Consider the following 26,781-nt stretch of genomic DNA (forward strand, 5'->3'; position numbering starts at 1 on the left):
CCACACGCGAACAACCACCGTCAGCATCACCGAGATGCTGGCCGATGTGGCCGACGCGCTCACCCTGAACCAGCCCGCGCTCCAGGACCACGGCCGCCGTACCCGCGCCGCGGCCCCGTTCCCGACCCACCCGCCCTACGGATGGGCACCGTACATCGAGGAAGGACGTCTTCGGTGGAGTCTCGTTGAGCTCTGACAGCATGTTGGGCGTGAGTTCCTGCGTTGAGCCCTCGCTTGTTCCTGAGTTGCTGGTGGGCGATGTGGCGAGGAGCCTCGAGTTCTGGTGTGGGCTTTGCGGGTTTGCGGTGGAATACCAGCGCGCGGAGGAGGGCTTCGCGTACGTCGTACGCGGGTCGGCGCACGTGATGCTCGAGCAGCAGGGCGTCGGGCGGAACTGGGTCACCGGGGTGCTGGAGCGACCGTTGGGGCGGGGGATCAACTTCCAGATCAGCGTGCCTGACCTCGCGCTGATCCTTTCCGCGCTCGCCGCGGTCGGCTATCCGCTCTTCATGGAGCCGGAATCCAAGTGGTACCGGATCAGCCCTCAGGAAGAGACCGGAGTCGAACAGTTCCTCGTCGCCGACCCCGACGGGTACCTGATCCGCTTTCAGTCGCCACTCGGCCGGCGCGCCGTCGTCGACTCGAGCGCAGCCACGTAAATCGCCGCCGGGTTACCCGAGCTCCAGCCCGGCAACGGATCGATCGTGTCGATCTGCACGAACCCCATCCGCTCCCAGAACGCCCGGGTTGCGTCGTACGGCTCGTACTTCGCGGTGGCGTCCAGCGTCTTCACCTCGATCGGACGTACGCCGTCCGCCCGGAGCCGCCGCAGTACGTCGTCCACCAGCCGCCGACCGATCCCCTGTCCACGGACGGACGCGTCCACAGCCGCCCAGAGGATCTCGCCCGCCTGCGGGCCTTTTCGCTCACCACCACAGACCCGACCGCTCGCTGCCCCTGAGCAGCCACAAGCCCTAGGTGCCGGCCCAGATCCCCGCGCACCTTGTCCGCCACATCCTGCGAGAAGAACTCCGGCAGCCCCCGCACGATCCGCAGGCACGCCTCAACATCCCCCTCCCCAACATCTCGAACAGTCGTCATGTCACCAGTCTGCGGAAAGAAATGGCCACCTGGCGCCGATTTGTTTCCGCTGATCTGGCCCGGGCCGCCTGGCGGCCGGCGTCCGGTGGCGTCCTTCCGGTGATGTCGATTCGGTGGCGTCCTGAACGGATTGACAGACAGTTCTCAGGTTTTCGCTGTAGGTTCCGTGCAGGCATTCCGGTGAGGAGGGTTACTGCATGTCCAAGAAGACCCATCAGCAGCAGCTGGCGGCGCGGAAGGCGAAGCGGCTGGCCGAGCGGGAGATCGAGCGGCGCCGGCAGCGGCGGAACCTGGCGATCACGATCGCCTCGGTCGCGACGGTCGTCGTGGTGATCGTCGGGGTCTTCGTGGTGTTCGGGGTGGGCGGTGACGACAAGCCGGCCGCGTCGGGCCAGGCGTCGGCGGGGCCGGACAACAAGCCGGCGAGCATTCCGACCGCGATGGCGCCGGCGCCGAAGCGGGCCACGCCGCTCGCGGCCGAGGTCAACTGCACGTACAAGAAGAGCGCCGAGCCGGCCGCCAAGAAGGTGAACCCGCCGGCCGACGGGAAGACCAAGGCGTCGGGTACGTCGAAGGTCAGCCTGGACACGTCGATCGGGGATCTGCAGCTGACGCTGGACAGTGCGCTGGCGCCGTGCACGGTGAAGAACTTCCTGAGCCTGGTCGGGCAGAAGTACTTCGACAACACCAAGTGCCATCGGTTGACGGTCGGCGAAGGTCTGCAGGTGCTCCAGTGCGGCGACCCGACCGGGACCGGCTCCGGTGGGCCGGGGTACAGCTTCGCGGATGAGGTGTACCCGACGCTGAAGTACGGGCGGGGTGTGCTCGCGATGGCGAACTCCGGGGCGAATACGAACGGGAGCCAGTTCTTCATCGTGTACGGCGACGCGTCGGGGCTGACGCCGCAGTACACGGCGTTCGGCACGATCGACGAGGCGAGCACGAAGCTGATCGACAAGGTCGCCGAAGCCGGCGTGACACCGCAGAACGGGCCGCAGGACGGCACACCCATCACCCCGGTAGAAATCAAAACAGCAACCGCCGCCGCCTGACCAAAAGCACAAAAGAAGCCGCGCCGCCCGTCCCCTGCAGGGACGGGCGGCGCGGTGTTGTCAGGCGAGTAGGGCGTACTTGGAGTGGGGCCAGGCTAGTAGGGCGTGGATTTGGGTTATGCCGGATTGTTGGAGGAGTTCTACGGAGCCTTCGCCGAAGTTGTAGAGGTTGGTGGCGGGGTCTCGGGTGGTGGTCCAGTTGTAGTTGGCGTAGGACTGCATTGCCTTGCGGTAGCTGGGGTTGGGGGCTACCGAGTCCAGGATCAAGAGGTTCTTGAACCAGATGGAGTTGAAGGCGGCGCCTTGTTTCGCGAGGATCTCGGGGGTGTTGTAGAACGCCAGCGACGCCGCGGCGACCGACTTCGCGTCGCGCAGGTACTGCGGGTTACCGGTTGCCTTGAACAACAGAACGCCGGCGCCGAGCATCACGCCCTGGTTGTAGCTCCACTGGGTCTTCTCGACGTTGCCGGCCAGGTCGATGTGGTCCCAGTACAGGCCGTTCGGGGCGAGCATGCAGGTCTGCGCCCAGGTGTACATCCGCTGCGCCCACGTCAGGTACGACTTGTCCCGCGTCAGCAGGTACAGATGCGCGCCGAGCTCCGCGCCCGGTCCGTTCGAGACGGTGTTGCGGTCCTGGCTCCACGGGGCCTGGGTCCAGAAGACGCCGCCGGCGCACGGGTGCGACGGATCGGTGTCCCAGCCGTGGACGACGAGCGCGAAGATGTCCTTCGCGCGGGCGAGTGCAGCGCGGTCACCGGTCCGCTTGTACCGCTGGATCAGGTTCAGCCCGATCCACTCGTTGTCGTCGTAGAACTTGTCGCCGCCTTGGCCGTTCGGCGGCCGCACGTACGAGTCGTACCCGGTCGGCGTCGTACCGGAGTTCCAGTAGAACTCGTACGCCGCGAGCCGCCGGTCGGCCTCCGCCGCGCCCTTGCGGCCGGCACCGGGCACGCCGGCCAGGTCCTCGGCCGCGATCGCCGCCTGCGAGTACGGCCAGACGTACGAGTACGGATTGGACTGCGTGTTCGGGTACTCCTCCAGCAGCAGTCCACCCTTGCCGGCGTCGAAGTACTTGTTGATCGCGTCGTACGACGCGCGCGCCCGAGCTGCGTTCGGGTCGGTCCCCGCGTCGGCCGTGGTCATGCTCAACGACCCGAGGACGGTGACCGCGAGCACTCCGGCGGCCAGACGAGTTGATATACCAAATTTCCTGCGCATCGAGCTGATCCTCCTGGGCGGTGGCGATTGACATCGATGTCACGTTCTAACCGGCGCACGGACACGGCGTCAATGGCTCAGCGACCAGGCTCTTCCACGACATTGGTTGGCATATCAAGCTTGCGTGCCGGGAAGCTGATCCAGCCGGACTTCAGATGCAGCCGGATCCGGACCTGGTCCCCGGTCAGCACCCGCTTGCCCTTGGACCCGACCGCCTCGACGGTCAGCGCCCGGCCGCCGCCCGGCCCGACGCCGCTGCGCTTCAGCACCCGCACGTACCGGATCGACCCGACGGCGAAGACGGACTGCATGTCGGCCGCCGACCGCGTCACGGTCCACGTCACGTTCGGGTTCCCGTTCTTCGGGTACGCGTCCCAGCTGTCCGCCTTCATCAGCTGGTACGGCACGTCCCCGGCCGCGGTCGCCCCACCGTTCGACGACGAGAACTCGGCGATGATCGGCTTGCCCTTGTACAGCCGGATCTGTCCCGCGGTCGCCGCGATCGCGTTGTTCGTCGACGTCTCCTCCGAGTCGTACCCGCCGTACACCTGGCAGGACGTCGTGTCGCACAGGTCGTACGCCTTGCTCGACGCGCGATCGCGGTGGAAGACCGAATAGGTGCGCGCGGCAACGGCCTGGGCCTGCAGCGCGGCCGGCCGCCAACTGGACACGGCCTCTCGCGGTACGACGCCGCGCAGGTAATACTCCAGCGGTACGACGTTCACCGTGTCCAGATGCGTGCCCGACACGTCGATCGCCCGCAGCGCACCGCGATACCGCCGTACGTCGCCGCTCGGCAGGATCAGCCCGATCACCGCCGGGCCTTCGAACTGCGCCATACCCGTGAACGTCTTGTAGAGCGTCCATTTCTTGGTCTTCGCGTCGTACGAGCTGAGCTTGGTCCCGTGCTCGCCGTTCGGATCGATCGACCACTGGCTGCGGGTCGATGCCTTGGGCAACACATAGACCTTGCCGGTGGCAAACGACCGGACGCTGAGCTTGTTCACCGCGCCGACCCGTACGCCGTCGGTCGTGTCGGCGCTGACCCGGACGCGGATGGTGCCGGTCGCCTTACCTGCCGTCGTACCCGGGTAGTAGAAGTCGAGGATCTGCTTCACCGACTTCCCGGCCAGCGCCGCACCCTGCGCGCCGTACTGCGACAGCCCACGGCCGTGACCGAACCCGCGGCCGTTGATCGTCGTGTCCGGAGCCGTTGCCGTGGGCACGATCTCGCGGGCCTGCGCGGTCGCGCTGACCGCCGTCGACGACAGCACGACTGCCGCGACCCAACGTTTTCTCATGAAGCTCTCCCGTACACAAGATTGACCTGGCGGGTGCGGCGGTCCCACACGAGCCAGCCGCGCTGGAACTTCTGCCGGGAGCCGCCCGGCACGCGGTACGCCTCGGTGACCGGCAACCCGAGCCGTGCGCTGCCGGCGCCGAGCCGGCGGAAGCGCGTCCGGAACGCGCCTGCCGTCGAATGCGTGCCGCTGGCAACGGAGTAGAAGACGTCACGGGTGGCGAAGTACGTCGCCCAGCCGGTGCGGGTCCGGTGCTCACCCCAGAACGGCTGGCCGATCGTCCGGAACCCGAGCGTGCGCGCGTACCGGTAGATCGGGGTCGAGAAACTCCCGCCCATCAACGTGTTCACGCGTTGCCGCAGCCAGCCGAGTTTGTTGTACAGCTGCGTTCCGGGGCACGCGGTCGCCTTGGTGTCGCGGTGGCCGGAGACCGTGTGCAGACTGCTGCCGTCCAACCGGATCGTTGCCTGAGGCGACCGATAGTTGGCGTCCAGCTTCCATGCGATCACCCGCGCGGTGGACTCGAGCATCGCCGCCGGCGGCGCGGCCTGCTCGAAGTTGCCGATCACCGCGACCCCGAACGAGTTCGAGTTGTACGCCGCGGTGTGCGCACCGAGGACCGGCAGCTGCGCACCGCCGTACCTGCCCTCGAAGATCCGGCCGAAGCGGTCGACGAGGAAGTTGTATCCGAGATCGCACCAGCCGCGGCTCTTCACGTGGTACGCGTACATCGCCCGCACCATCGCCGGGACCTGCGTCCGCGTGTAGTCGTTGCGATCGGCAGTGTGGTGCACAAAGGCCGCCAGCACAGTCGTCGTGTACTTCGGACGCGCGCACGCGGCGCCGTTGTGGCTACGCAGTCGCTCGTCGGCACCCCAGCGCTTGCGGCTCACCATCAACGGCATCGGGTACGGCGCCCGCGACGAGGCCGGCTCGACCGACTGTGCGGCGGGCTCGTCGGCATCGCCGGCCAGCACGCCGGGCTGGATCAGCACCACCTTCGCGCCGGCGATCGTCGCACCGGAGCCGTTCACGGCACTCGCCTGGACGCCAGTTGCATTACCGACGAATAGAGGTTCGGTGCCGGCGCGCTCAATTCCTTCAGGTACCAATGGATCTGGGCCGTGATCGTCCTCGACAGGTAACGATTGCCAGTCGGTCCATTGTCCGTCGTGCTCGATGCGGACCTTCGCGGTGACGTTCTGTGCGGCGCCTTCGGGCCAGGTGACGGCGACCATACCGAACGGTTCGGTACGGGCCTGCACCGTCGGGCCGTCGAGCGGAATCTCGGTGTAGGCGGGGTCAGAGTCGTTGTGCTGCAGGGGTATCAGGGTGGCCGCGGTCAGCACGAGTGGGAGTAGTCGGGCAGTCCTGCGCATGAGCCAGCCTTCCGGCGGTGTACGACGGGCGCTGGGCGGTGTCATCGATTATGCGCGGTCGGTGACGGTTTCCCTGGGATTGCGTCACCCTGCGTGGCGTCGGTGCCTTGAGGGATTCGATACGCTCTGTGCAAAGCCCCCGAGAGAGGCCCGACATGGAATTCATCCTGATCATCGCTGTCGTGGTGATCGCGGTTCTGGCGTACCGCTCGTACCGTCGGACCCAGCTGCAGAACCAGAAGCAGCACGAGATCACGGCCGCCGAGCTGGAGTCGGTGAAGCGCACCGCCGACGAAGACATCACTCGCTTCGGCGAGGAGCTGCAGGACCTCGACCTGGAGATGGTCGGCAAGGACCTCGGCGACGGTGCCCGGCAGGACTACCAGCGCGCGCTGGACTCCTACGAAGCCGCCAAGCAGGCGGTCGGCCAGGTCACCCAGGCCGACCAGATCAAGCACGTGGTCGAGATCCTCGAGGACGGCCGGTACGCCGCGGCCTGCGTGAAGGCCCGCGTGAACGGCGAGCCGCTGCCGCAGAAGCGGCCGGCGTGTTTCTTCAACCCGCAGCACGGCCCGTCCGTGGTCGACGTGATGTGGTCGCCGCCCGGCGGCGCTCCGCGTGAGGTGCCGGCCTGTGCGGCCGACGCCGAGCGGGTCCGCGCCGGCGCCGAGCCGGACGTCCGCAAGGTCATGGTCGGCCCGCAGCGCGTGCCGTACTGGGAGGCCGGCCCGGCCTACTCGCCGTACGCGCAGGGTCTGTTCGGCGGCGTCGGCGGTGTGCTGACCGGCATGTTCATCGGCACCGCACTCGGCGGCATGTTCGCCGGCGGCGGGTACGGCGACTACGCGGCCGGCTACCAGGACGGCCAGTCCGACGGCGGCGACTACGGCGACGGCGGTGGAGACGGTGGGGGCGACGGCGGAGGCGGCGACGGCGGGGGCGACTTCAACCCCTTCGACGGCGGCGGCGACGGCGGTGGCTTCGACTTCGGCGGCGGAGACTTCGGCGGCGACTTCTAGGACGTGAACAGAGCCCCGGTGACCAGGTCACCGGGGCTCTGTCGATCTCAGTCGCCGTTGAGAGGCGGGTTGCCCTCGGCGGTGTCGAGGAAGTAGACGGGATCCTTGTAGGTGCCCGGCAGCTTGCCGAGGCCCTTGATCACGGTGGCCGTGCCGTTGGTGTGACCGACCGCGTACAGGTACGCCGATCCCGTGTCCTTGTCGATCGCGGTGAGCAGCGTGCTCTGGCTCCCGCACTTCTCCGCGACCAGCGCCTCGAAGCCCTGCCAGGTGGAGGTCCGGATCGGCCTGACGATCGGCTTCAGCGGCGCGGTCCGCGGGATCCGGATCGTGTAGAGGGCACCGCCGCGCGTGTTCGCGAGGAAGGTGTCGTAGGTCTGCGTCTCGCTGATCAGCGTCATCGCCTTGACGGCCGCGAAACCGCTCGCGGTCTCGTGGCGATAGACGCCGTCGGGGCCACCGGCCCAGCGGTGCAGTACGCCGGTTCCGCCGAGCAGGCCGTACATGGCGAGGAAGTTGTCGCCGGAACCGGGCGCCTTCTCCCAGAAGGACTGCTCGACCATGGTGAAGTTGCCCCAGCCGGACCCGACCTTGTCGAGCCGCAGCGGCGGGTTGGGCGAGCCGGTCGTGTAGGTGGCCTGGTACATCGAGTCGTTCAGGATCACGAGTCCGTTCGATGCCGCGTAGCCTTCCGGACCGGAACCGGTGCTGGTCCAGGTCGAGCTCGCCTTCGTGATCCCCGCCGTGAAGACGTGCGGTCCGGTGCTCTGCTTGGCGGCCGGCGGCGCCGACGCTGTGACGGCGGCGTTGCCGAAGTTGCCTGCCGAGGTGATCGAGCCGACGCCCATCGTGCAGGCGGCGGTCGCGGACGCGCCCGCCGTCGTGGCCGGAACAGTTGCCAAGGACCCCAGCAGTACGGCGGAAGCCGCGACCGCGGATGCTCGCTTCAGACTCATCACGTCACTCTCCGAACAGGGACGGGTTGCCCTCGGCGGTCTGCAGATAGTAAACGGGATCCGTGAAGGTGCCTGGGACCTTGCCCAGGCCCTGGATCACCGTCGACAAGCCGTTGGCGTGGCCAACGGCGTACAGGTAGGCCGAGCCGCTGTCCTTGTCGATTGCCGTCAGCAACGTGCTCTGGGCGCCGCACTTCTCCGCGACCAGGAAGTCGAAGCTCTGCCACGTCGACGTGCGGACCTTCTTGACGGTCGGCGCCGCGGTGCTCGTCGGGATGTGGATCGTGTACAGCGCGCCGCCGTTGGTGAGCGCCAGGAAGGTGTCGTAGGTCTGCGTCTCGCTGATCAGCGCCATCGTCTTCACGGCCGAGTAGCCGGTGTACCGGGTGACCTGCCGCTTGTCCCCGAACCGGTACAGCACCCCGTCGCCACGCAACCGGTAGCTGGCGCCGCGCACGGTCTTGCCGAAGTAGAACGACGACTCGACCACCTTGTATCCCTGGTACCCGACGCCCTCGGACTTCAAGCTGCTCGTCGGCTTGCCGGTCGAGTCGTGGCCGTACTCGCCGGAGTACAGCGTGCCGTTCACGACGACCTCGCCGTACGTCGTGTCCTCGCCCGCGACACCGACCGTGGTGGTCCAGGTCGACGCGATCTTCGAGAGCCCCGGCCCGAACAGGTGCGGACCGGCGCCCCGCGTCGACTTGATCGGCGACGACGCGGTGACGCCGGTGTTGGCGATATCCCCGCCGGCCGTGATCGAACCGACCGACATGGAGCAGGCCGCGGTGGCCGCGGCGTTGGCTGTGCTTGTCGAGGTAACCGCCAGACCGCCCAGCAGTACGGCGGAAGCCGTGGCGGCGGAGGCTCGTTTCAGGAGGTTGTTCACATCCCCCTCGATGCGGCCTCCGCCGCCGAAGTTGCGTTATCTGGTGATCTTTATCGGGACGGACAATGCGGTCGGAGCCGAGGCCGGGCCGAGCAGCAGCTCGCCGTTGTAGCTCTGGCCGGGGGTCATCGCCTTGTTGTAGTCGACGTGCAGGGTGACCGGCGTACCGGCCGCGACCGGGCCGGTGGGCAGGCCGGTGACGGTCAGGTCGTTGCCCTGGATCGCGTTGACGTTCAGGGTGAACGCCGGCGTACCGGTGACCGAGAACCCGTGCACCCAGATCTGGTAGTTGCCGTCGGGCGGGTTGACCAGATCGACCGCCTCGTTCGCCGTACCGCCGGCCGACGAGGCAACGATCTCGGACGGCGAGAACACGCCGTCGTTGTTGGCGTCCCGGACCACGTACAGGTCCAGGTCGTTGCTGTCGAGCGCCGTACTGACACTGAGCCGCGAGGCGTGCGACAGCGTGATGTTCTTCTTCACGCCGGCCGTCGACGGGTCGTCCGGGTTGTCCTGGTGCGCCGTCTCCGTCGTCGTACTCGGCTGGCTGAGACCGAAGGCCTCCGCCTTCAGCCCGTCCAGCGGCACGCTCGAGTCGAACGTCACGTCGAACCCGCCGGTGTCACCCGTCGCCGTCGTGTCGACCGAGGACGGAGAAACCGATGCGCTGCCCAGCTGGACCTTGAACGGCGTGTTGAACTTGTCGCCCTGCCAGCTGACCTGGTGCAGCGCGAGCGCCTGCAGGCCTTCCTGCGCCGGCGCCGTGACGACATCGGCCGGCCCGCCGGTCGCGGTGTTGAACAGCCAGGCACCCGTCCGGACGTTGGTGTTCGGACTCTTCCCGACCGTGTCGATCGTGTACGGCGCGCCGTACACCGAATCCGGCTCGAGCTGGAAGTGGTTCACCGATCTGCCCATGATCAACGTGTCCAGGTCGGTGTACGGACCCGAGTCCTCCCAACTGGTGTTGGCCAGGAACTTCGTGCCCTCCGCCGGTGTCTTCGGTACGTCGAGATAGAAGAACCGCCAGTCACCGGACTCGGCCCTCCAGGTCCAGTCGTTCGCGCCGAACACCGTGCCGTTGTTGTACGTCAGGTTCTGTTGCGCCTGCGCGACGTCGTCACCACCGAAGTTGATCGCCCCGGTGATCTTGCCGCTCGCATCCTGCGTCGCCGTCGCCGCGACCGCCACGGACACCGGCACGACCATCGAGTCCGAGCCACGGGTCAGCACGACGGCTCCGGAGTACATGCCGTACGGCGCGTAGCTCGGCACCTTGATCGACGCGTTGAACGAACCGACCGCGGTGCGGGGCGTGCTGACCCACTTCCAGTCGCTGTTCTGGTACCAGTCGATCGACACCTTGAAGTCGGTGACCGGGATGGCCGCGTTCTTGGCCGAGTGCTGCAGACCGAGGAACAGGCCGTCGGCCATCCGCTTGGCGGGATCGGCGACGTACGACTGCAGCGCGTTGGAGCCGGCCCGGTGGTACATGAACCGGCTGTACTCGCCCTGCTCCATCTCCGACTTGGCGAAGTCCAGGTCGAGGAAGCCGTCGATGTTCGAGCTGGTGGTCTTGTCGGTGTGGTTGACGACGCCGTTGTGGTTCTTGTCCGTCCACAGCTTGCCGTCGTGGTTCACGTCGGTCCAGTTGTACGTGAGCAGCCGCCACGCCTGGTCCTCGGTGAGGTCGTTGTTGCCGTCGAACTCGTTCCGCGGGTACTCGAGTTTGACCACCATCAGGTCGGCGTTGCGATGCTGCTTGACCTGTTTGGTGAGGTCTATCAGGTAGTCCGGCGCATTGAAGTTGCCCGTACTCTCCTGACTCAGATCCTTACTGCTGAAGGACAACGTGCTGGAGTCGGTCCGAACGAGCTGCCGGTCGCTGACTTGCCAGGCGCCAGGCCCGGTCAGGTTGAACTTCTGGGTGTCGGTGCCGCCCGGCGAGATGATGTTCGCGAACACCGGGTACTCCGTACCGCGGTAGTCACCCACCCGCCATTCGGTCGGCGATACACTTGCCCGCTGACCCAAAGCTGTCGCGACCGCCTTGCCCGCGTCGATCGAGCCGGAGCCCTGGACGTTCGAGTCATACCCGAGGTCCTTGGCCGACGACTTGAGGATGTCCTGCGCGGTCGAGTAGAACCCGGCCGGTACGACGCCGTGGTGTGCCTTCTCGTACGCCTGGTAGACCAGCGCCGTGGCACCCGCGGCAACCGGGGTCGAGCGGCTCGTGCCACCCCAGGTGACCCAGGCGTTGCGGCCGTCGAGGATCGTGTTCAGGGTCGCGTCGCCCGGCGCATAGGCGCCGTCGGCAACGACATCGACGCCGTTGGTCGCGTTCGCGCCGAACCCGCGGTTCGACCACACCATCACGTCGTTGTCGGTGATCTGGCTGGTACGCACGATCGAGTCCCAGCCGGTCCCGCCGAACTGGGTGGACGCGCCGACCTCGATCGCGGTCGACGGCGCGGCGGCGGTCGCCGTACCGAAGCCCGGTGCGCCGTTGCCGGTGGAGAACAGAGCTGTCGTCTTGAAGCCGTCGTGGATCACGTCGGCTTCCTGGCTCGCGGCGTCCCAGCCGTCGTTGTCGGTGGTCGATTCGCCGTACGAGTTCGACGTGACGTCGACGCCCTTGCGGGTGGACAGCAGGTACCCGAACTGGGTGGAGAAGTCGAAGCCCATGTAGATGTCGCCGAACGGCGCCAGCTTGGCCTTCGGCGCACCGCCCAGCACCGCACCGGCGTACGTGCCGCCGGGGAGGTCCTTGAATGTCGGTGCCTTCCCGTTGATGACCGCCTGGCCGACGATGTTCGATGCGGTCAGCGTGCCGTGGCCCTCGATCGCGGGGTCGAAGTCACCGGTCCACGCGAGCAGCTCGCCGGAGCCGTACGACGTGTCGTCGACGCCGAACATGTCCAGGCCGCCCGGGATCGGGGTCTTGCCGTCGGAGATGTAGTACAGCAGGCCGCCGGACAGGTCGGTGTAGCCGTCACCGTTCATGTCGCGGTACGACGCGGGCGAGGACTTGCTCACCGGCTTCTCGTCGGCGAACGAGTAGTCGTCGTCGAGGTCGACGTACACGGTGTCGTAGACGCCGGCCTTGTGCGGGTCGGTAACCAGGACTCCGGGGCGCTCGCCGTACAGCTGGAGCAGGTGGTCATCCGGGTGGCTGCTGAGCATGACCTTTCCGGACTTGCTCCACTTCGCCGGGAAGCTGTAGGTGTGCTCCTTCGTGCCGGCCGGGGCGCTGAAGTTGCGGGACGGTCCGGTCTTCGTGGCGAAGTCGACGGAGCACGTCTTGGCGGTGACGGTGCAGGTGGCCGCAGTGGTCTTGGTGAACCAGGACAGGCCCTGGTCGACCTGGTCGGGCGCCGAGAGCCACTGCAGGGTGCCGTAGGGGTCGAAGGCCTTCGGCCAGCCGTTCCAGCCCGCCTTGTCGCCGGTCTGGCCGCTCCACGTCTGCCAGGTGTTGACCAGGTCCGGGTGACCCCAGTCGGTACCGCCGTCGAGGACGCCGACGGTCACACCCTGGCCGGTGAAGCCTGCGTTCCAGGCGCCGGTGAAGTTGTGCGACTTGGCGTCGAGGAGGTTCTGCTTACGGAGCTTGTCGAAGTTCGAGCCGCGCAGCGGCGGAGCCTGGTCGTAGGGCACGTCGTCGGACTTCACCTTGGCGAGCGCGGCCTTCAGCTCGGCCGCGGTCGGCGTCTGGTGCAGGCTGGGATCGGGGTCCGACAACGGCTGCCCGGTCCGGGCCAGCTCGACCGGCTGCACCGAGACAACCCCCGGTACGGCGGCCAGTTTCGGCAGCGCCTGCACCGGGATCGAGCCCATCACCAGCGCAGCGTCACCGGACTTCGCCACATGGGCGTTGGCGAGCACTCGCTGGGCCTTGGCGGTGTCACCCTGCACTGTGGCGAAGACGGCCACGGGTGCGGTGTCACCCTTCTTGACCTTTGCCTGGAGTTTCGGGTCGAGCTTCGACGCGGCGGCGTCGCTGGCCGACTGGACCTGCATGGCGCCCGGCCCCTGCCCCGGCGGCGAATGGTCCTGACTCGCGGCCTGCACCGGCGCCGACATCGACGCGATGATCAGGCCGGTCAGGCCGACGAGCGCAGCAGAGTACCTCAGGCGACGTCTCATACTTTCCCCTCCGCAGTGGAGCGGCTCCCCCGAGCCGGCCGCGGGATCGACAACCGGAGAGTAAGCCGCCCGTCGCCGCCGCGGTAGCGATCGGCCGAGACGTCTTGAATGGTTGCCGCACACAACGGTAACTATTCGTGCCCGATGCATTTCCGGACCCGGATTCTTCCCGGAATCACGCGTGGTCGCTGACTACGCTGAGTGCTCATCGCGGGTGCAGGTTTTCCCGCAACTTTTCCGCTCAGGCAGGAGTACCGTCGGGAAGGTGCATGAGCTCGCCATCACGGAGAGCATCGTCGATGCGATCGTCGAGAAGATCGGCGACGGACCGGTCGCCGCCGTCCGGCTCGAGATCGGCCGGCTGTCCGGGGTGGTGACCGATTCGATCCGGTTCTGCTTCGAGATCGTCGCCGGCGGGACCGGGCTCGAAGGGGCGCGGCTGGACATCGACGAGCCACCGGGGCGCGCGTACTGTCGGAACTGCCGGCTGGAGTTCACGCTCGACGATCCGATCATGCTGTGCGACTGCGGCAGCGCCGATCTCGACGTACTGGCCGGCCGCGAACTGCGGATCATCTCGGTGGAGGTGCGTTGACATGTGCAGCACCTGCGGGTGCGGGGGCGAGGACGGCAGCACCCGCGTGACACTGGTCGATGGCCACACCCACGATCACGACCATGATCACGACCATGATCACGACCACGCGCACCCCCACACTCACACGGTCATGCTCGAGCAGGACATCCTGGCGAAGAACGACCAGCTCGCCGCCCGCACCCGGAGCTATCTGGCCGAGCACGCGATCACCGCGATCAACCTGATGAGCTCCCCCGGCTCCGGCAAGACCACCCTGCTCGAGCGCACCATCACCGACCTCGACGGCCGCCGCGAGACGCTGGTGATCGAAGGCGACCAGGAGACCTGGCTGGACGCCCAGCGGATCCGCTCCACCGGCAGCAAGGTCGTCCAGATCAACACCGGCGCCGGCTGTCACCTGGACGCGGAGATGCTCGACCGCGGCCTGGCCGAGCTCGCGCCGCCCGACGGCTCGCTGGTGTTCGTCGAGAACGTCGGCAACCTGGTCTGCCCGGCCTTGTTCGACCTCGGCGAGGCGGCCCGGGTGGTGATCATCTCGGTCACCGAGGGCGCGGACAAACCCGCGAAGTACCCGTACATGTTCCGCACCGCCGACCTGGTCCTGCTGAACAAGATCGACCTGCTCCCGTACGTCGACTTCGACGTCGACCTGTGCCTCGAGCTGATCCACCGGGTGCAGCCGGACGTCGAACTGCTGCCCGTCTCCGCGACGCGCGGCGACGGGCTCGACAGCTGGCACGAGTGGCTGGCTAACAGATCCTGGGCAGCTGCTCCCCGATCGGGGTATCCACTACCCGGGTAGCGCCGAAGGCCGTCCGCGTCACGACCATCCCCGGATGCGCCGCCACACATTCGCCGATCACGGCCGCGTCCGCACCTAGCCGATCGGCCCGCATCGCCGCGAGTACGGCGTCCGCGTCGTCGCGCGGCACGATCGCGAGCAGCTTGCCCTCGTTGGCGACGTACAGCGGGTCGAGGCCGAGGAACGAGCACGCGTTCGCGACCGTCTCCGGCACCGGCAGGGCGCTCTCGGTCAGCTCGATGCCGACGCCGGCCGACTTCGCGATCTCGTTGAGCGAGGTCGCGACGCCGCCGCGGGTCGGGTCGCGTAGTACATGCAGGTCGGCGCAGACCGCGAGCATGGCCGCGACCAGGTCGTTCAGCGGCGCGCAGTCGCTGACCACCTCGGTGCCGAACGAGATGCCTTCGCGGACGCTCATGATCGCGATCCCGTGTACCCCGATCTGGCCGCTGACGATGACGACATCACCGGGTACGGCGCGCTGCGGACGGATGTCGACGCCGGCCGGGACCAGGCCGATGCCGGCGGTGTTGATGTAGACGCCGTCGCCGTGCCCCGCGTCCACGACCTTGGTGTCGCCGGTCGCCACCGTCACCCCGGCCCGCCGCGCCGCGTCGCCGAGGTCCGCCGCGATCCGGCCGACCACGGACAGCTCGACGCCCTCCTCCAGGATGAACCCGCAGGACAGGTACGCCGCATGCGCGCCGCTCATCGCGAGATCGTTGACGGTCCCGTTCACGGCCAGGTGCCCGATGCTGCCGCCGGGGAAGAACAACGGCTGGACGACGAACGAGTCCGTCGAGAACGCGAGCCGCGCGTCCCCGAGGGTGAACACCGCCGAGTCCGTCAGGCCGCCGAGCAGCGGGTTCGCGAACGCGGGCACGAAGAGATGCTCGATCAGCTCGGCCGACATCTGTCCGCCGCCGCCATGCCCCATCACGACGTTCGGGTGGTCGCGCAACGGCAGCGGACAGGTCCAGCCCTCGAAGTCGAGCACCGGTTCAGCCACCGGTCGTCACCACCTCCGGGGAGGTCTCCAGCCGGCGGTACAGGTAGTAGGCCGCACACGCGCCCTCGCTCGAGACCATCGTGGCCCCGAGCGGGTTGCGCGGCGTACACAGTGTCCCGAACGCGGAGCACTCGTGCGGCTTGATCAGACCCTGCAGGACCTCGCCGCTGCGGCACACCGTCGACTCCTCGGTCGCGATGTCGCGGACCTGGAAGCGGTACTCCGCGTCGTACTCGCGGTAGCGCTCGGACAGCCGCCAGCCGCTCTGCGGGATCATCCCGATGCCGCGCCAGGACCGGTCGGTGGTCTCGAACACATCGGCCAGCATCGCCTTCGCGGCCGGGTTGCCCTCGTCGCGGACCGCGCGCCGGTACGCGTTCTCGACCACGTGCTCGCCCTTCTCCAGCTGGCTGACCGTGCGCAGGATCCCGGCCAGGATGTCCAGCGGTTCGAAGCCGGTCACGACGATCGGTACGCCGTACTTGTCGGCGAGCTCCGGGTACTCCGCCGTGCCCATCACGCTGCAGACGTGACCGGCGGCGAGGAAGCCCTGTACCCGGCAGGTCGGCGACTGCATGATCGCCTCGATCGCGGGCGGCACCCGGACGTGCGAGACGAGCAGACTGAAGTTCGGGATGCCGAGCTTCTTCGCCTGGTAGACGGTCATCGCGTTCGGCGGAGCCGTGGTCTCGAACCCGATGCCGAAGAACACGACCTGCTTGTCCGGGTTCTGCTGCGCCAGCCGGAGCGCGTCCAGCGGCGAGTACACGACCCGGACGTCACCGCCCTGGCTCTTGATCCGGAACAGGTCGCGGCCGCTGCCGGGCACGCGCAGCATGTCGCCGAACGAGCAGAAGATCACGCCCGGCTGGGAGGCGATCTCGAGCGCCTTGTCGATCGTCTCCAGCGGCGTCACGCAGACCGGGCAGCCGGGGCCGTGGATCATCTCGACACCGTCCGGCAGCAACTGGTCGATGCCGTGCCGGACGATCGTGTGCGTCTGCCCGCCGCAGACCTCCATGATCGCCCAGTGCTTCGTCGCGGTGGCGTGGATCTGGTCGACCAGCTTGCGGGCCAGCACCGGATCGCTGAACTCGTCGAGGTACTTCATCGCGGCTCTGCCTTCCACTCGGTCCCGGGCGGGCGCCGCTCTCCGGCCTGCCGCGCGGCCAGACCCCACTGGTCGCCGAACTCCTCCTCCAGCGCGCCGAGCTTGCGGTACAGCGCGAGCGACTGCATCGCGGACTCCTCGTCGAGTCGCTGCAACGCGAAGCCCACGTGCACGATGGTGTACTCACCCACCTGCAGATCAGGCAGGTACTCCAGACAGACGTCCTTCAGCACGCCGCCGAAGTCGACCTGTCCCATCCGGGTGCCGTCTTCCTCCCGGATCTCCACGACCTTTCCCGGTACGGCCAGACACATGATGTTCCCTCCCCTACCGGACCCGAGCCGCCACGGCCAACTGCCCCAGGGCGATCCCGGCGTCCGTCGGCGGCACCCGGCGATGCCGCAGTACGTCGAACCCGGCACCGGTCAACGCCCTGGTAGTTGCCGATAGCAACACTTTGTTGACGAACACGCCGCCGGACAGCCCGACGGTGGTCAGCCCTTCGGCGGCGCGGACCCGTTCGGCCAGCGTCACCATCAGCTCGGCCAGCCCCTGGTGGAACCGGGCGCTCACGACGCTCGGCGGCACCCCGGCCAGCACGTCCTGCACGACCGCAGCCAGCATCGGCGCCGGGTCGATCTGATCCCCGTCGATCTCGAACTCGTACGCGCCTTCGCCGGCCGAGGCCAGACCCTCCAGCTCGATCGCCGCCTGCGCCTCGTACCCGACCCGGTGACACACCCCGGCCAGCGACGAGACCGCGTCGAACAACCTGCCCATGCTGGACGTCGGCGCACACGCGATGCCGTGATCCAGCTGGGCCTCGAGCAGGTCCGACTCGTGGCAGGCCTGGACGGACGGCAGCCGTGGATCCCAGCGAATCCCGGCGGCGCGCAGATGCGACAAGGCCATCCGGCACGGATTGCGCACCCCGGCGTCGCCGCCCGGCAGCGGCACGTACTTCAGATGCGCGTACCGCTCGAAGCCGTCGTACCCGGTCAGCAGCACCTCGCCACCCCACACGGCACCGTCGTCGCCGTACCCGGTCCCGTCGAAGGCGAACCCGATGATCTCGCCGCAGTACCGGTGCTCGGCCATCAACGACGCGAGATGCGCGTGATGATGCTGTACGCCGATCACCGGGCGACCGCCGGCATGCCGCTCGGCCCACTGCCGCGAACGGTACGACGGGTGCTTGTCCGTCACGAGCAACTCGGGCCGGACGCCGGTCAGCTCCTCGAGATGCCGCTCGGCCCGCTCGAACGCCTGTTGCGTCGCGAGGTCGTCCATGTCCCCGACATGCGCCGAAAGCCAGGCGTAGCGGGCGTCGCCGAGGCAGAACGTGTTCTTCAGGTCACCGCCGACCGCCAGCGCCGGCCGGACCGGGATCGGCAGGTCGACGGGGAACGGCGCATACCCGCGGGACCGCCGTACCGGCAGCTCGGTCGTGTCGACGATCCGTACGACGGAGTCGTCGCAGGGCACGTGGATCGGGCGGTCATGACCGAGCCACGCATCGGCCAGACCGGCCAGCCGGCTGATCGCCTCGTCGTCGCCGGTCACGATCGGCTCACCGGACAGGTTGCCGCTGGTCATCACCAGTACGCCGGGACCGGGCTGGTCGAACAGCAGCCGGTGCAGCGGCGTGTACGGCAGCATGACACCGAGATCAGGGTTGCCGGGGGCAACGGCTTCGGCAACGGCCGCACCCGGCCGGCGGCGGAGCAGCACGATCGGGTGACGGCTGCCGGTGAGCAGTTCCTCCTCGTCGGCGTCGACCTCCGCGATCCGCCGGGCCGCGTCGAGATCGGCGGCCATCACGGCGAACGGCTTGTCGCCGCGGTCCTTGCGTTTGCGCAGTGTCGTCACGACGGCGTCATCCGCAGCGTCGCAAACGAGATGGAAGCCGCCGATCCCCTTGACTGCGAGGATCGCCCCGTCGACCAGCAGGGCGTGCGCCGACGCCAGCGCATCTTCGTCGTACGCCGTCTCGAGGCCGGGCTGGACGAGTTGCAGCCGCGGTCCGCAGGCCGGGCAGGCGATCGGCTGCGCGTGGAACCTGCGGTCGGCGGGATCGGCGTACTCGCGGGCGCAGTCGGGGCAGAGCTGGAAGCCGGCCATGGTCGTGGCCGGCCGGTCGTAGGGCAGACCAGTGATGATCGTGAACCGCGGACCGCAGTTCGTGCAGCTGATGAACGGGTGCCGGTAACGCCGGTCGGACGGATCGGCGAACTCCGACCAGCAGTCCGCGCAGGTCGCGACATCCGGTGAGACCAGCGTGCGGCCCGGTCCGGCCGTGGAGTCGAGGATGGTGAACTCGGTCCCGCCCTGCACCGGCAGCGACTCGATCGCCACGGTCGAGACCACGGCCAGCGGCGGAGCGTCGCTGCGGATCCGGTCCGCGAAGCCGGTCACCGCCGCGTCGGGTCCTTCGACCTCGGCGACGACCCCGGCTGCCGTGTTGCCGACCAAGCCGGACAGCCCGAGCTCCCGGGCCAGGGAGTAGACGAACGGACGGAAGCCGACGCCCTGGACGACGCCGGTGACCAGTATCCGGCTGCGCACCCGTTCCGGTTCGTTCGTGATGTTCACCCCGCCGGGCGAAAAGAAATGGCGAATTCCGCGATCAACGGACAAATCGCACACTAAACCCGCGCCCGGTCCCATACCAGAGATCACGGACCGAAGATCTCGTGCACCTTGCGGAGATCCCGCAGGCGCGGCTCGGTGTCACCGCGCAACCACCGGCTGATGGTCCGCACCGACACCCCGATCCGCTGCGCGGCCGCCTCCTGGGACAGCCCCTGACCACGCAGTACGCCGGTCAGCCAGTCGGCGAACGGCTCGGCCGCGGGCTGCACCCGGTGGACGCCGGCGCCGTGCAGTACTTCGACCTCGACACCGTCGGGGAAGATCCGTACGGTGACGTCGAAGACGTTGTCCTTCGCGCCGGCAGCGGCCAGCAACGCGGCCGTGATCGCCTGGTACAGCGCCTGCCGCTCCTCGGTCTCCAGCCGGATCGGCTCGAGCGCCTCGCGGACGAACTGCTCGGCGTCCGGCAGCGATCCCGGCCGGGCCGGGAAGACCTGGGAGGCCACGACCACGGGCGAGACGAACACCTCGCGACCGGGATCGTCGTCCATTGCCCGAGAATATCGGTGCAAGGCGGGGAAAGAAGGTCCTCCGGAATGTCCTGGAATCCCCGAATCCCGGATTTCCGGACACCGCCATTAATAGCAGACACAAGTGTCTGTCCGTCCGCCCGCGACCGTCGTACGGTCGAGACGATCGGCATTCCCGGGAGGGATGGAGGGTGGGGTCGTGTCCACGACGCTGGAACCGGGGCAGGCGGAGCAGGAGACCGACGAGGGTGTCGTCCACATCCTCTGGATGAACGGCGGGCTGAGCTGCGACGGCGACTCGGTCGCCCTGACCGCGGCCACGCAGCCCAGCATCGAGGAGATCGTCCTCGGCGCCTTGCCCGGGTTGCCACGGATCGCAGTGCACTGGCCGCTGATCGACTTCGAGTGCGGGCCGGAGACCGGCGCCGACAACTTCATCGCCTGGTGGCACAAGGCCGACCGCGGTGAGCTCGAGCCGTTCGTGCTGGTGGTCGAGGGCTCGATCCCGAACGAGGCGATCCACAGCGACGGCTACTGGGCCGGGTTCGGCAACAACCCCGCCACCGGGCAGCCGATGAAGACATCGGAGTGGCTGGACCGGCTGGCCCCGAAGGCCACCGCGGTCGTTGCCGTCGGCACATGTGCGACGTACGGCGGGATCCACGCGATGGCGGGCAATCCGACCGGCGCCATGGGCGTGCCCGACTATCTCGGCTGGAGCTGGAAGTCCAAGGCCGGGCTGCCGATCGTCTGCGTGCCAGGCTGCCCGATCCACCCCGACAACCTGTCCGAGACGCTCGTCTATCTGCTGTACCAGGTCGCCGGCCAGGCCCCGATGATCCCGCTCGACGCCGAACTGCGGCCGCAGTGGCTGTTCGGCCGGACCGTACACGAAGGCTGCGACCGGGCCGGGTACTACGAGCAGGGCGACTTCGCGAAGGAGTACGGCTCGCCGAAGTGCCTGGTGAAACTGGGCTGCTGGGGTCCTGTCGTCAACTGCAACGTGCCCAAGCGCGGCTGGATCAACGGCGTCGGCGGCTGCCCGAACGTCGGCGGTATCTGCATCGCCTGCACGATGCCCGGCTTCCCGGACAAGTTCATGCCGTTCATGGACGAACCGCCCGGCAGCCGGATCTCCACCACCGCGAGCATGGTGTACGGCACGGTGATCCGGCGGCTGCGCAAGTACACCCAGAACGCCGGCAACAAGGAACCCAAGTGGCGGCACAAGGGCTCCGAACTCGCCACCGGTTACGAGAAGGTGTGGTAGGCCATGACCACGACCGATCCCAAGGTCAGGCCGGACACGACCGGCTCGAAGAGCTCCGACGTCGTCGAGATGGCGTGGGACCCGATCACCCGCATCGTCGGCAGCCTGGGCATCTACGCGAACGTGAACTTCAAGTCGAAGACGGTCGAGGAGTGCCACAGCACTTCGTCGATCTTCCGCGGCTACAGCATCTTCATGAAGGGCAAGGACCCGCGCGACGCGCACTTCATCACCAGCCGGATCTGCGGGATCTGCGGTGACAACCACGCCACCTGCTCGGTCTACGCGCAGAACATGGCGTACGGCGTCGCGCCGCCGCACCTCGGCGAGTGGATCGTCAACCTCGGCGAGGCGGCCGAGTACATGTTCGACCACAACATCTTCCAGGAGAACCTGGTCGGGGTGGACTACTGCGAGCGGATGGTCAAGGAGACCAACCCCGGCGTCCTCGAGCTGGCGAACCGGACCGAGGCGCCGCACGCCGCCGACCACGGCTACCGGACCATCGGCGACATCATGCGCTCGCTCAACCCGCTGGAGGGTGAGTTCTACCGCGAGGCGCTGCACGTCAGCCGCTACACCCGCGAGATGTTCTGCCTGATGGAAGGCCGGCACGTCCACCCGTCCACGCTCTACCCGGGCGGCGTCGGCACGGTCGCGACCATCCAGCTGTTCACCGACTACCTGACCCGCCTGATGCGCTACATCGAGTTCATGAAGAAGGTCGTGCCGCTGCACGACGACCTGTTCGACTTCTTCTACGAGGCGCTGCCCGGTTACGAGCACGTCGGCGAGCGGCGCATCCTGCTCGGCTGCTGGGGCAGCCTGCAGGACCCGGCGGTCTGCGACTTCAGCTACGAGAAGATGGAAGCCTGGGGCCGGCGGATGTTCGTCACCCCCGGCGTGATCGTCGACGGCCAACTGGTCACCAACAGCCTGGTCGACATCAACCTCGGCCTGCGGATCCTGCTCGGCAGCTCGTACTACGAGGACTGGGCCGACGGCTCGCACGAGAAGTTCGTCGACATCGACCCGCTCGGCAACCCGATCGACGTCCGGCACCCGTGGAACCAGCACACGCTGCCCAAGCCGCAGAAGCGCGACTTCTCCAACGCCTACAGCTGGACCATGTCGCCGCGCTGGTTCGACGGCAAGGACCACCTCGCCCTCGACACCGGCGGCGGACCGATCGCCCGGCTCTGGTCGACGGCGCTGTCCGGCCTGGTCAGCACCGACTACGTGCAGGCCACCGGCCACAGCGTGAAGATCCAGCTCCCGCGGACCGCGCTCAAGCCGGCCACGGAGTACGAGTGGAAGATCCCGCAGTGGAGCAACGCGATCGAGCGGAACCGGGCCCGGACCTACTTCCAGGCGTACGCCGCCGCCCTCGCGCTGCACTTCTGCGAGCAGGCGATGGCCGAGGTCCGGGCCGGCCGGACCGAGACCTGGACGCCGTTCAAGGTGCCGGACGAGGCGATCTCCTGCGGCTTCACCGAGGCGGTCCGCGGCGTGCTGTCGCACCACCTGGTGATCCGGGACGGCAAGATCGCGAACTACCACCCGTACCCGCCGACCCCGTGGAACGGCAGCGTGCGCGACAGCTACGGCACTCCCGGCCCGTACGAGGACGCCGTACAGAACACGCCGATCTTCGAGGAGAACCCGCCGGAGCGGTTCAAGGGCATCGACATCATGCGGGCGGTGCGCAGCTTCGACCCGTGCCTGCCGTGCGGCGTGCACATGTTCGTCGGGAACGGGCACGAGAAGACTCATCTGCACTCCCCGTCCATCGCCGTCAAGCCTTACTGACCATGGATCGACACGACGTCCAGGAGCTGAGCGAGCGGATCGACGTACTGCTGGACGAGGTCCAGCGGCGCGCCGATCCCAAGCTCGCCGGCCAGGTGGAGGAACTGGTCCGCGCGGTGCTGACTCTGCACGGCGCCGGCCTCGGACAACTGCTGAGCCTGCTCGACGAGCCGCAGGTCCGGCAGTTGGCCGGGGACGACCTCGTCGCCGGCCTGCTCCTACTGCACGACCTGCATCCCGACGACGTCGCGACCCGGATCCAGCACGCGCTGGACTCGGTCCGCCCGTACCTGGGCTCGCATGCAGGCGGGATCGATTACCTCGGCATCGACGACGACGGCGTCGTCCACCTGCGGCTGCAGGGCAGTTGTGACGGCTGCCCTGGCTCCACGGCGACGGTTCGGATGACCGTCGAGAACGCGGTCCTCGACGCGGCGCCGGAGGCGATCGCGGTCGACGTCGAGGGGATGGTCAAGGACCGGCAGACCCTGTTGACCATCGAGCCGTTCCGCCCCCACCGGGACGGCTGGCACCAGCTGGACCTGGCCCCACCCCCCGGCCAGGTCCAGCACCGGTCCGTCGGCGGCCTCGACGTACTGCTGGCCAACCTTTCCGGCACGTTGTTCGCGTACCGGAACAGCTGCCCGGCGTGCTCGTCCGCCCTGCACCACGCCCGGCTGGACGGCGATCGGCTCACGTGTCCCCGCTGCACAGCGGAGTACGACGTACGCCTGGCCGGGCGGGCTGTCGAAGGTGCACCGCTCGAAGCGTTGCCGCTGCTGCCGGAAGGCCCGGGCTGGAAAGTCGCGATCCCGGGGGTGCAACCGGCGTGAGACCCCCGCGCACCCTGCGCTCGCTCGCACGGACCCAGACCCGTCCGGCCGTCGACCCGGTCGCGGTGCTGCGTGAGTTCACGGGCGGCGTCCGCGAGCAGTCGGCGCCGGGCGAGCAGTGCGAGATGTGCGCCGTACCGATCGGGATCCAGCACTCGCACCTGGCCGATGTCCAAGGCCACCGGCTGCTCTGCACGTGCCGGTCCTGCTATCTGCTGTTCACCGATCAAGCCGCGTCGCACGGGCACTACCGAGCAGTGCCTGAGCGCTATCGGGCCGACACCGACTTCGCTCTGTCCGCGGCGGAGTGGGACGCGATGGGGATCCCGGTCAACCTGGCGTTCCTCTTCTACCAGTCGGACCAGGGCCGGTACGTCGCGTTCTACCCGAGCCCGGGCGGGGCCACTGAGTCGCTGCTCGACCTCACCGCCTGGAACGAGGTGGTGGCCGGCGATTCGGTTCTCCAGGAGCTCGTCCCGGACCTGGAGGCCGTGCTGCTGCGGCGGGTCGACGACGGGTTCGAGTGTCACCTGGTGCCGATCGACGCGTGCTACCAGCTGGTCGGGATCGTCCGGCAGTACTGGGAGGGCTTCGCCGGCGGCGAGGACGTCTGGCAGCGGATCGACGAGTTCTTCGCGGGGATCCGGGAGCGCGGCCGTGGTTGATCTGGAGTTCAGCTGTACCGGCGCCGACGCCGATCGGTACGCCGCGGCGCCGTCGATCCGGCTCCGGCTGCGGATCGAGGAGACCACCGGCACGCCCGTCCACGCGCTGGCGATGCGGTGCCAGATCAGGATCGAGCCGATCCGGCGCCGCTACAGCGACGAGGAGGCCGAAGGGCTGGCCGACCTGTTCGGCGAGCGGGCCCGCTGGGGCGAGACGTTGAAGCCGCTGCAACTGGCGTTCGTCACCCAGATGGTGCCCGGCTTCACCGGCGCGACCGAGACCGACCTGCAGCTGCCGTGCAGCTACGACTTCGACGTCGCCGCCCACAAGTACCTGTACGCGGTGCGCGAGGACGCCGTACCGCTGCTGCTGTTGTTCAACGGGACGATCTTCACCGGTCGTCCCGGCACTCTCTCGGTGACACCGGTCGCCTGGCAGAAGGAAACGACGTACGAGCTGCCGGTCGCGGTGTGGCGGGAGGCGATGGACCAGCACTTCCCGGGTGCCGCGTGGCTACGGCTGCGGCAGGACACCTTCGACCGGCTCTACCGGTACCGCACGCGGGAAGCCCTGCCCGGCTGGGACGATGCGATCGAGCGACTCCTGAAGGAACAGCCGGAATGAACGAGTTCGATGCCGTCCAGGAGCTCGCGGACGCGCTGCTGTTCGAGGGCTACGTGCTGTACCCGTACCGCGCTTCGGACGGGAAGAACCGGGTCCGCTGGCAGTTCGGCGTGCTGATGCCGCCGGACTACTCGCTGATGGACCCGTCCGAGCGGTCGTGGTCGCAGACCGAGTGTCTGCTCGACGGCGACGACGCGCTGCTCACCGTGCGGTTGCGCTTCCTGCAGGCGCAATGGCGGCACGTGCTGGACGCCGACAAGACGGAGGTCACCGTCCTGGCGACCGACGACGCGACGTACCGGCCGTGGGACGAGGCGGTGGTGCGCACCGTCGACATCACCACCCGCCTGCAGCGGTTACCCCGCGAGGTGCCGTTCCAGCTGCCCGGCGGCACCGAGACCGAGGCGATCGGCACGGCCGGTTTCCTCCGCCGGACCCGGCAGCCGATCAGCGGGACGGTTTCCCTCAGCCTCAAGAAGCTGACCGGCCCGTACGGCGCCACGCGGCTGCGGATCCGGGTCGAGAACACCACCCCGAACGGCAGCTCGGAGCGGGTCGGAGCGCTCCGGCAGGCGTTGATCGCGCACCACGTCATGGTGGCCGCCGACGGCTGCCGCTTCATCTCGTTGCTGGAGCCGCCTGAGTGGGCCAGCGCCTACGCGGCCGGCTGCGAGAACGTCGGTCTCTACCCGGTGCTGGCCGGCGACCTGCTGCTGTCGTCGCCGATCATCCTGTACGACCACCCGAGGATCGCGCCGGAGAGCGCCGGAGATCTGTACGACGCCACCGAGATCGACGAGATCCTCAACCTGCGCACGATGACGCTGACCGACGAGGAGAAACGCGAGGTCCGCGGCACCGACCCGCGCACGGCCGAGCTGCTCGAACGGGTCGACTCGATGCCGCCGGAGTTCCAGGACCGGTTGCACGGCACCATCCGCTACCTGCGCCGGGTGACCGAGCCGGAACCGGTCAGCAAACCCTGGTGGGATCCGGGCAACGACGCCGCGGTGTCGCCGTCGACCGACACGGTCCAGGTCGGCAATGTTGCCGTCGGCAACGGTACGAAGGTCCGGCTGCGGCCCGGCGTACGGCGGACCGACGCGCAGGACATGTTCCTGACCGGACGGCTCGGCACGGTGGTCGCCGTACTGTCCGATGTCGACGGGGAGACGCATGTCGCGGTCGCGCTGGACGGCGAAGAGGGCGAAGTACAGCGCTCGCACGGCCGGTACCTCTATTTCAGCCCGGACGAACTGGAGCCGTTGAAATGAGTGTTCTCGTAGCCGGCCTCGGCAACATGTTCTGCAGTGACGACGCCTTCGGGGTGGCCGTCGTCGCCGAGCTGTCAGAACACAGCCTGCCGGACAGCGTCGAGGTCAGGGACTTCGGGATCCGCGGGATCCACCTGGCCTATCAACTGCTTGAACCGTACGACCTGGTCGTGCTGGTCGACACCGTCGAGCGCGGCGGGCCGCCGGGGACGGTCTACCTGATCGAGGCCGAGCCCGGCGCGGAGCCCGGTCCGGAGGTGAGTATGGACGCTCACGACCTCGGACCGGACGCTGTGCTCTCGCTTGTACCGCGACTCGGTGGCACTGTAGGTCCTGTTGTCGTGGTCGGCTGCGAACCGGCCGCCGTCGACGCCGGGATCGGACTGTCGGCGGCAGTCCAGGACGCGGTCGGGACGGCGGCGCAACTGGTGGTCGACCTGGTCACCGGACAGGTCGCCGGACCGGCACCCCGGACCGGTGTGGCGGAGGGGACGATGTGATGCGCTGGATGCTGATGGCCGCCGTACTGCTGCTGCTGATCGGGGTGGGCTACTACGGCCTGGAAGACGCCCGCCGCTACCTCAAGCTGAGGGACATGTAGCCCG

At 68.2% G+C, this 26,781-nt stretch carries 25 protein-coding genes and 1 pseudogene; 14 read left to right on the top strand and 12 right to left on the bottom strand.

The genetic code is table 11. The features are described 5' to 3' along the window. Positions 1 to 34 precede the first annotated feature (34 nt). Positions 35 to 196: a hypothetical protein gene (locus tag ABT313_RS05275; RefSeq protein WP_350848885.1), complete on the top strand. Its 162-nt coding sequence runs from the start codon at positions 35 to 37 to the stop codon at positions 194 to 196. A gap of 109 nt (positions 197 to 305) precedes the next feature. Continuing rightward, the gene (locus ABT313_RS05280; protein WP_350848887.1) at positions 306 to 659 is read left to right on the top strand and encodes a VOC family protein; all 354 of its coding nucleotides are present in this window, start codon (positions 306 to 308) and stop codon (positions 657 to 659) included. Here ABT313_RS05280 and ABT313_RS05285 read toward each other — a convergent pair. Next, complete coding sequence (locus ABT313_RS05285; RefSeq protein WP_350848889.1) at positions 608 to 1,060, bottom strand: GNAT family N-acetyltransferase; 453 nt, start codon at positions 1,058 to 1,060, stop codon at positions 608 to 610. The two genes, ABT313_RS05280 and ABT313_RS05285, sit on opposite strands and share 52 nt — an antisense overlap. A gap of 238 nt (positions 1,061 to 1,298) precedes the next feature. Here ABT313_RS05285 and ABT313_RS05290 point away from each other — a divergent pair, with 238 nt between their 5' ends. Continuing rightward, a complete protein-coding gene (locus ABT313_RS05290; protein WP_350848891.1) occupies positions 1,299 to 2,153 on the top strand; it encodes a peptidylprolyl isomerase in 855 nt (284 codons plus the stop codon). Between the two features lie 60 nt (positions 2,154 to 2,213). On the opposite strand, the gene ABT313_RS05295 is transcribed toward ABT313_RS05290, so the two are convergent. The 3 genes from ABT313_RS05295 to ABT313_RS05305 form a co-directional block, all read right to left on the bottom strand. Then, positions 2,214 to 3,371 carry a glycoside hydrolase family 76 protein gene (locus tag ABT313_RS05295; RefSeq protein ID WP_350848892.1) on the bottom strand — a complete coding sequence of 386 codons (1,158 nt, stop codon included), beginning with the start codon at positions 3,369 to 3,371 and terminating at the stop codon, positions 2,214 to 2,216. A 77-nt stretch (positions 3,372 to 3,448) separates the two neighbouring features. Further along, positions 3,449 to 4,672 carry a SpoIID/LytB domain-containing protein gene (locus tag ABT313_RS05300; protein WP_350848894.1) on the bottom strand — a complete coding sequence of 408 codons (1,224 nt, stop codon included), beginning with the start codon at positions 4,670 to 4,672 and terminating at the stop codon, positions 3,449 to 3,451. Then, positions 4,669 to 6,051, bottom strand: a complete 1,383-nt coding sequence (locus tag ABT313_RS05305) for an N-acetylmuramoyl-L-alanine amidase (RefSeq protein ID WP_350848896.1) — start codon at positions 6,049 to 6,051, stop codon at positions 4,669 to 4,671. The genes ABT313_RS05300 and ABT313_RS05305 overlap by 4 nt, the downstream gene beginning before the upstream one ends. A 155-nt stretch (positions 6,052 to 6,206) precedes the next feature. Here ABT313_RS05305 and ABT313_RS05310 point away from each other — a divergent pair, with 155 nt between their 5' ends. Continuing rightward, positions 6,207 to 7,070, top strand: a complete 864-nt coding sequence (locus ABT313_RS05310) for a hypothetical protein (RefSeq protein WP_350848898.1) — start codon at positions 6,207 to 6,209, stop codon at positions 7,068 to 7,070. Positions 7,071 to 7,117: 47 nt separating this feature from the next. Here ABT313_RS05310 and ABT313_RS05315 read toward each other — a convergent pair whose 3' ends face one another. The 3 genes from ABT313_RS05315 to ABT313_RS05325 are packed head-to-tail and all read right to left on the bottom strand — an operon-like array spanning position 7,118 to position 13,058. Beyond that, a complete protein-coding gene (locus ABT313_RS05315; protein WP_350848899.1) occupies positions 7,118 to 8,026 on the bottom strand; it encodes a hypothetical protein in 909 nt (302 codons plus the stop codon). Positions 8,027 to 8,030: 4 nt separating this feature from the next. Continuing rightward, on the bottom strand, positions 8,031 to 8,915 hold the full coding sequence (locus ABT313_RS05320) for a hypothetical protein (protein ID WP_350848901.1): 885 nt from the start codon (positions 8,913 to 8,915) through the stop codon (positions 8,031 to 8,033). Positions 8,916 to 8,951: 36 nt separating this feature from the next. After that, on the bottom strand, positions 8,952 to 13,058 hold the full coding sequence (locus tag ABT313_RS05325; protein ID WP_350848903.1) for a S8 family serine peptidase: 4,107 nt from the start codon (positions 13,056 to 13,058) through the stop codon (positions 8,952 to 8,954). A gap of 265 nt (positions 13,059 to 13,323) precedes the next feature. On the opposite strand from ABT313_RS05325, the gene ABT313_RS05330 reads away from it, so the two are divergent. The 3 genes and pseudogenes from ABT313_RS05330 to hypB all read left to right on the top strand — a co-directional run bounded on the left by ABT313_RS05330 (position 13,324) and on the right by hypB (position 14,458). Then, on the top strand, positions 13,324 to 13,653 hold the full coding sequence (locus tag ABT313_RS05330) for a hydrogenase maturation nickel metallochaperone HypA/HybF (protein WP_350848905.1): 330 nt from the start codon (positions 13,324 to 13,326) through the stop codon (positions 13,651 to 13,653). A gap of 1 nt (position 13,654) precedes the next feature. Then, positions 13,655 to 13,771, top strand: a pseudogene (locus ABT313_RS44700) (hypothetical protein); the annotation flags it as partial. Between the two features lie 15 nt (positions 13,772 to 13,786). Beyond that, entirely contained in the window at positions 13,787 to 14,458 is a 672-nt protein-coding gene (hypB, locus tag ABT313_RS05335) for a hydrogenase nickel incorporation protein HypB (RefSeq protein ID WP_350848907.1), read from the top strand. On the opposite strand, the gene hypE is transcribed toward hypB, so the two are convergent. The 5 genes from hypE to ABT313_RS05360 form a co-directional block, all read right to left on the bottom strand. Further along, positions 14,406 to 15,467, bottom strand: a complete 1,062-nt coding sequence (gene hypE / locus ABT313_RS05340; protein WP_350848909.1) for a hydrogenase expression/formation protein HypE — start codon at positions 15,465 to 15,467, stop codon at positions 14,406 to 14,408. The genes hypB and hypE overlap by 53 nt on opposite strands. Continuing rightward, positions 15,460 to 16,578 (bottom strand): hydrogenase formation protein HypD, encoded by a 1,119-nt coding sequence (gene hypD, locus ABT313_RS05345; RefSeq protein ID WP_350848911.1) that lies wholly within the window; start codon positions 16,576 to 16,578, stop codon positions 15,460 to 15,462. Before hypD ends, hypE begins: the two co-directional genes overlap by 8 nt. After that, positions 16,575 to 16,892, bottom strand: coding sequence for a HypC/HybG/HupF family hydrogenase formation chaperone (locus ABT313_RS05350; protein ID WP_350848913.1), 318 nt, complete (start codon positions 16,890 to 16,892; stop codon positions 16,575 to 16,577). Before ABT313_RS05350 ends, hypD begins: the two co-directional genes overlap by 4 nt. 13 nt (positions 16,893 to 16,905) lie before the next feature. Next, complete coding sequence (hypF, locus tag ABT313_RS05355) at positions 16,906 to 19,143, bottom strand: carbamoyltransferase HypF (protein WP_350848915.1); 2,238 nt, start codon at positions 19,141 to 19,143, stop codon at positions 16,906 to 16,908. Between the two features lie 110 nt (positions 19,144 to 19,253). Next, a complete protein-coding gene (locus ABT313_RS05360) occupies positions 19,254 to 19,721 on the bottom strand; it encodes a helix-turn-helix domain-containing protein (RefSeq protein ID WP_350848917.1) in 468 nt (155 codons plus the stop codon). Positions 19,722 to 19,899: 178 nt separating this feature from the next. On the opposite strand from ABT313_RS05360, the gene ABT313_RS05365 reads away from it, so the two are divergent. The 7 genes from ABT313_RS05365 to ABT313_RS05395 are packed head-to-tail and all read left to right on the top strand — an operon-like array spanning position 19,900 to position 26,676. After that, positions 19,900 to 20,970, top strand: coding sequence for an NADH-quinone oxidoreductase subunit B family protein (locus ABT313_RS05365; protein ID WP_350848919.1), 1,071 nt, complete (start codon positions 19,900 to 19,902; stop codon positions 20,968 to 20,970). 3 nt (positions 20,971 to 20,973) lie between these two features. After that, positions 20,974 to 22,779 carry a nickel-dependent hydrogenase large subunit gene (locus ABT313_RS05370; RefSeq protein WP_350848921.1) on the top strand — a complete coding sequence of 602 codons (1,806 nt, stop codon included), beginning with the start codon at positions 20,974 to 20,976 and terminating at the stop codon, positions 22,777 to 22,779. A gap of 2 nt (positions 22,780 to 22,781) precedes the next feature. Then, entirely contained in the window at positions 22,782 to 23,612 is an 831-nt protein-coding gene (locus ABT313_RS05375; protein ID WP_350848923.1) for a NifU family protein, read from the top strand. After that, complete coding sequence (locus tag ABT313_RS05380) at positions 23,609 to 24,277, top strand: DUF5947 family protein (RefSeq protein WP_350848925.1); 669 nt, start codon at positions 23,609 to 23,611, stop codon at positions 24,275 to 24,277. Before ABT313_RS05375 ends, ABT313_RS05380 begins: the two co-directional genes overlap by 4 nt. Next, positions 24,270 to 24,902: a DUF6084 family protein gene (locus ABT313_RS05385; protein ID WP_350848927.1), complete on the top strand. Its 633-nt coding sequence runs from the start codon at positions 24,270 to 24,272 to the stop codon at positions 24,900 to 24,902. Before ABT313_RS05380 ends, ABT313_RS05385 begins: the two co-directional genes overlap by 8 nt. Next, entirely contained in the window at positions 24,899 to 26,176 is a 1,278-nt protein-coding gene (locus ABT313_RS05390; protein ID WP_350848929.1) for a hypothetical protein, read from the top strand. Before ABT313_RS05385 ends, ABT313_RS05390 begins: the two co-directional genes overlap by 4 nt. Beyond that, on the top strand, positions 26,173 to 26,676 hold the full coding sequence (locus ABT313_RS05395; protein ID WP_350848931.1) for a hydrogenase maturation protease: 504 nt from the start codon (positions 26,173 to 26,175) through the stop codon (positions 26,674 to 26,676). The genes ABT313_RS05390 and ABT313_RS05395 overlap by 4 nt, the downstream gene beginning before the upstream one ends. Positions 26,677 to 26,781 lie beyond the last annotated feature (105 nt).

Source organism: Kribbella sp. NPDC000426 (assembly GCF_040300265.1).
GTDB lineage: Bacteria > Actinomycetota > Actinomycetes > Propionibacteriales > Kribbellaceae > Kribbella.

Coding starts and splice junctions, on each gene's coding strand:
- ABT313_RS05370 (WP_350848921.1), top strand. CDS start 20,974: ATGACCACGACCGATCCCAAGGTCAGGCCGGACACGACCGGCTCGAAG.
- ABT313_RS05305 (WP_350848896.1), bottom strand. CDS start 6,051: ATGCGCAGGACTGCCCGACTACTCCCACTCGTGCTGACCGCGGCCACC.
- ABT313_RS05350 (WP_350848913.1), bottom strand. CDS start 16,892: ATGTGTCTGGCCGTACCGGGAAAGGTCGTGGAGATCCGGGAGGAAGAC.
- ABT313_RS05375 (WP_350848923.1), top strand. CDS start 22,782: ATGGATCGACACGACGTCCAGGAGCTGAGCGAGCGGATCGACGTACTG.
- ABT313_RS05325 (WP_350848903.1), bottom strand. CDS start 13,058: ATGAGACGTCGCCTGAGGTACTCTGCTGCGCTCGTCGGCCTGACCGGC.
- ABT313_RS05360 (WP_350848917.1), bottom strand. CDS start 19,721: ATGGACGACGATCCCGGTCGCGAGGTGTTCGTCTCGCCCGTGGTCGTG.
- ABT313_RS05300 (WP_350848894.1), bottom strand. CDS start 4,672: ATGAGAAAACGTTGGGTCGCGGCAGTCGTGCTGTCGTCGACGGCGGTC.
- ABT313_RS05275 (WP_350848885.1), top strand. CDS start 35: ATGCTGGCCGATGTGGCCGACGCGCTCACCCTGAACCAGCCCGCGCTC.
- hypD (WP_350848911.1), bottom strand. CDS start 16,578: ATGAAGTACCTCGACGAGTTCAGCGATCCGGTGCTGGCCCGCAAGCTG.
- ABT313_RS05395 (WP_350848931.1), top strand. CDS start 26,173: ATGAGTGTTCTCGTAGCCGGCCTCGGCAACATGTTCTGCAGTGACGAC.
- ABT313_RS05310 (WP_350848898.1), top strand. CDS start 6,207: ATGGAATTCATCCTGATCATCGCTGTCGTGGTGATCGCGGTTCTGGCG.
- hypB (WP_350848907.1), top strand. CDS start 13,787: ATGCTCGAGCAGGACATCCTGGCGAAGAACGACCAGCTCGCCGCCCGC.
- ABT313_RS05295 (WP_350848892.1), bottom strand. CDS start 3,371: ATGCGCAGGAAATTTGGTATATCAACTCGTCTGGCCGCCGGAGTGCTC.
- ABT313_RS05315 (WP_350848899.1), bottom strand. CDS start 8,026: ATGAGTCTGAAGCGAGCATCCGCGGTCGCGGCTTCCGCCGTACTGCTG.
- ABT313_RS05290 (WP_350848891.1), top strand. CDS start 1,299: ATGTCCAAGAAGACCCATCAGCAGCAGCTGGCGGCGCGGAAGGCGAAG.
- ABT313_RS05390 (WP_350848929.1), top strand. CDS start 24,899: ATGAACGAGTTCGATGCCGTCCAGGAGCTCGCGGACGCGCTGCTGTTC.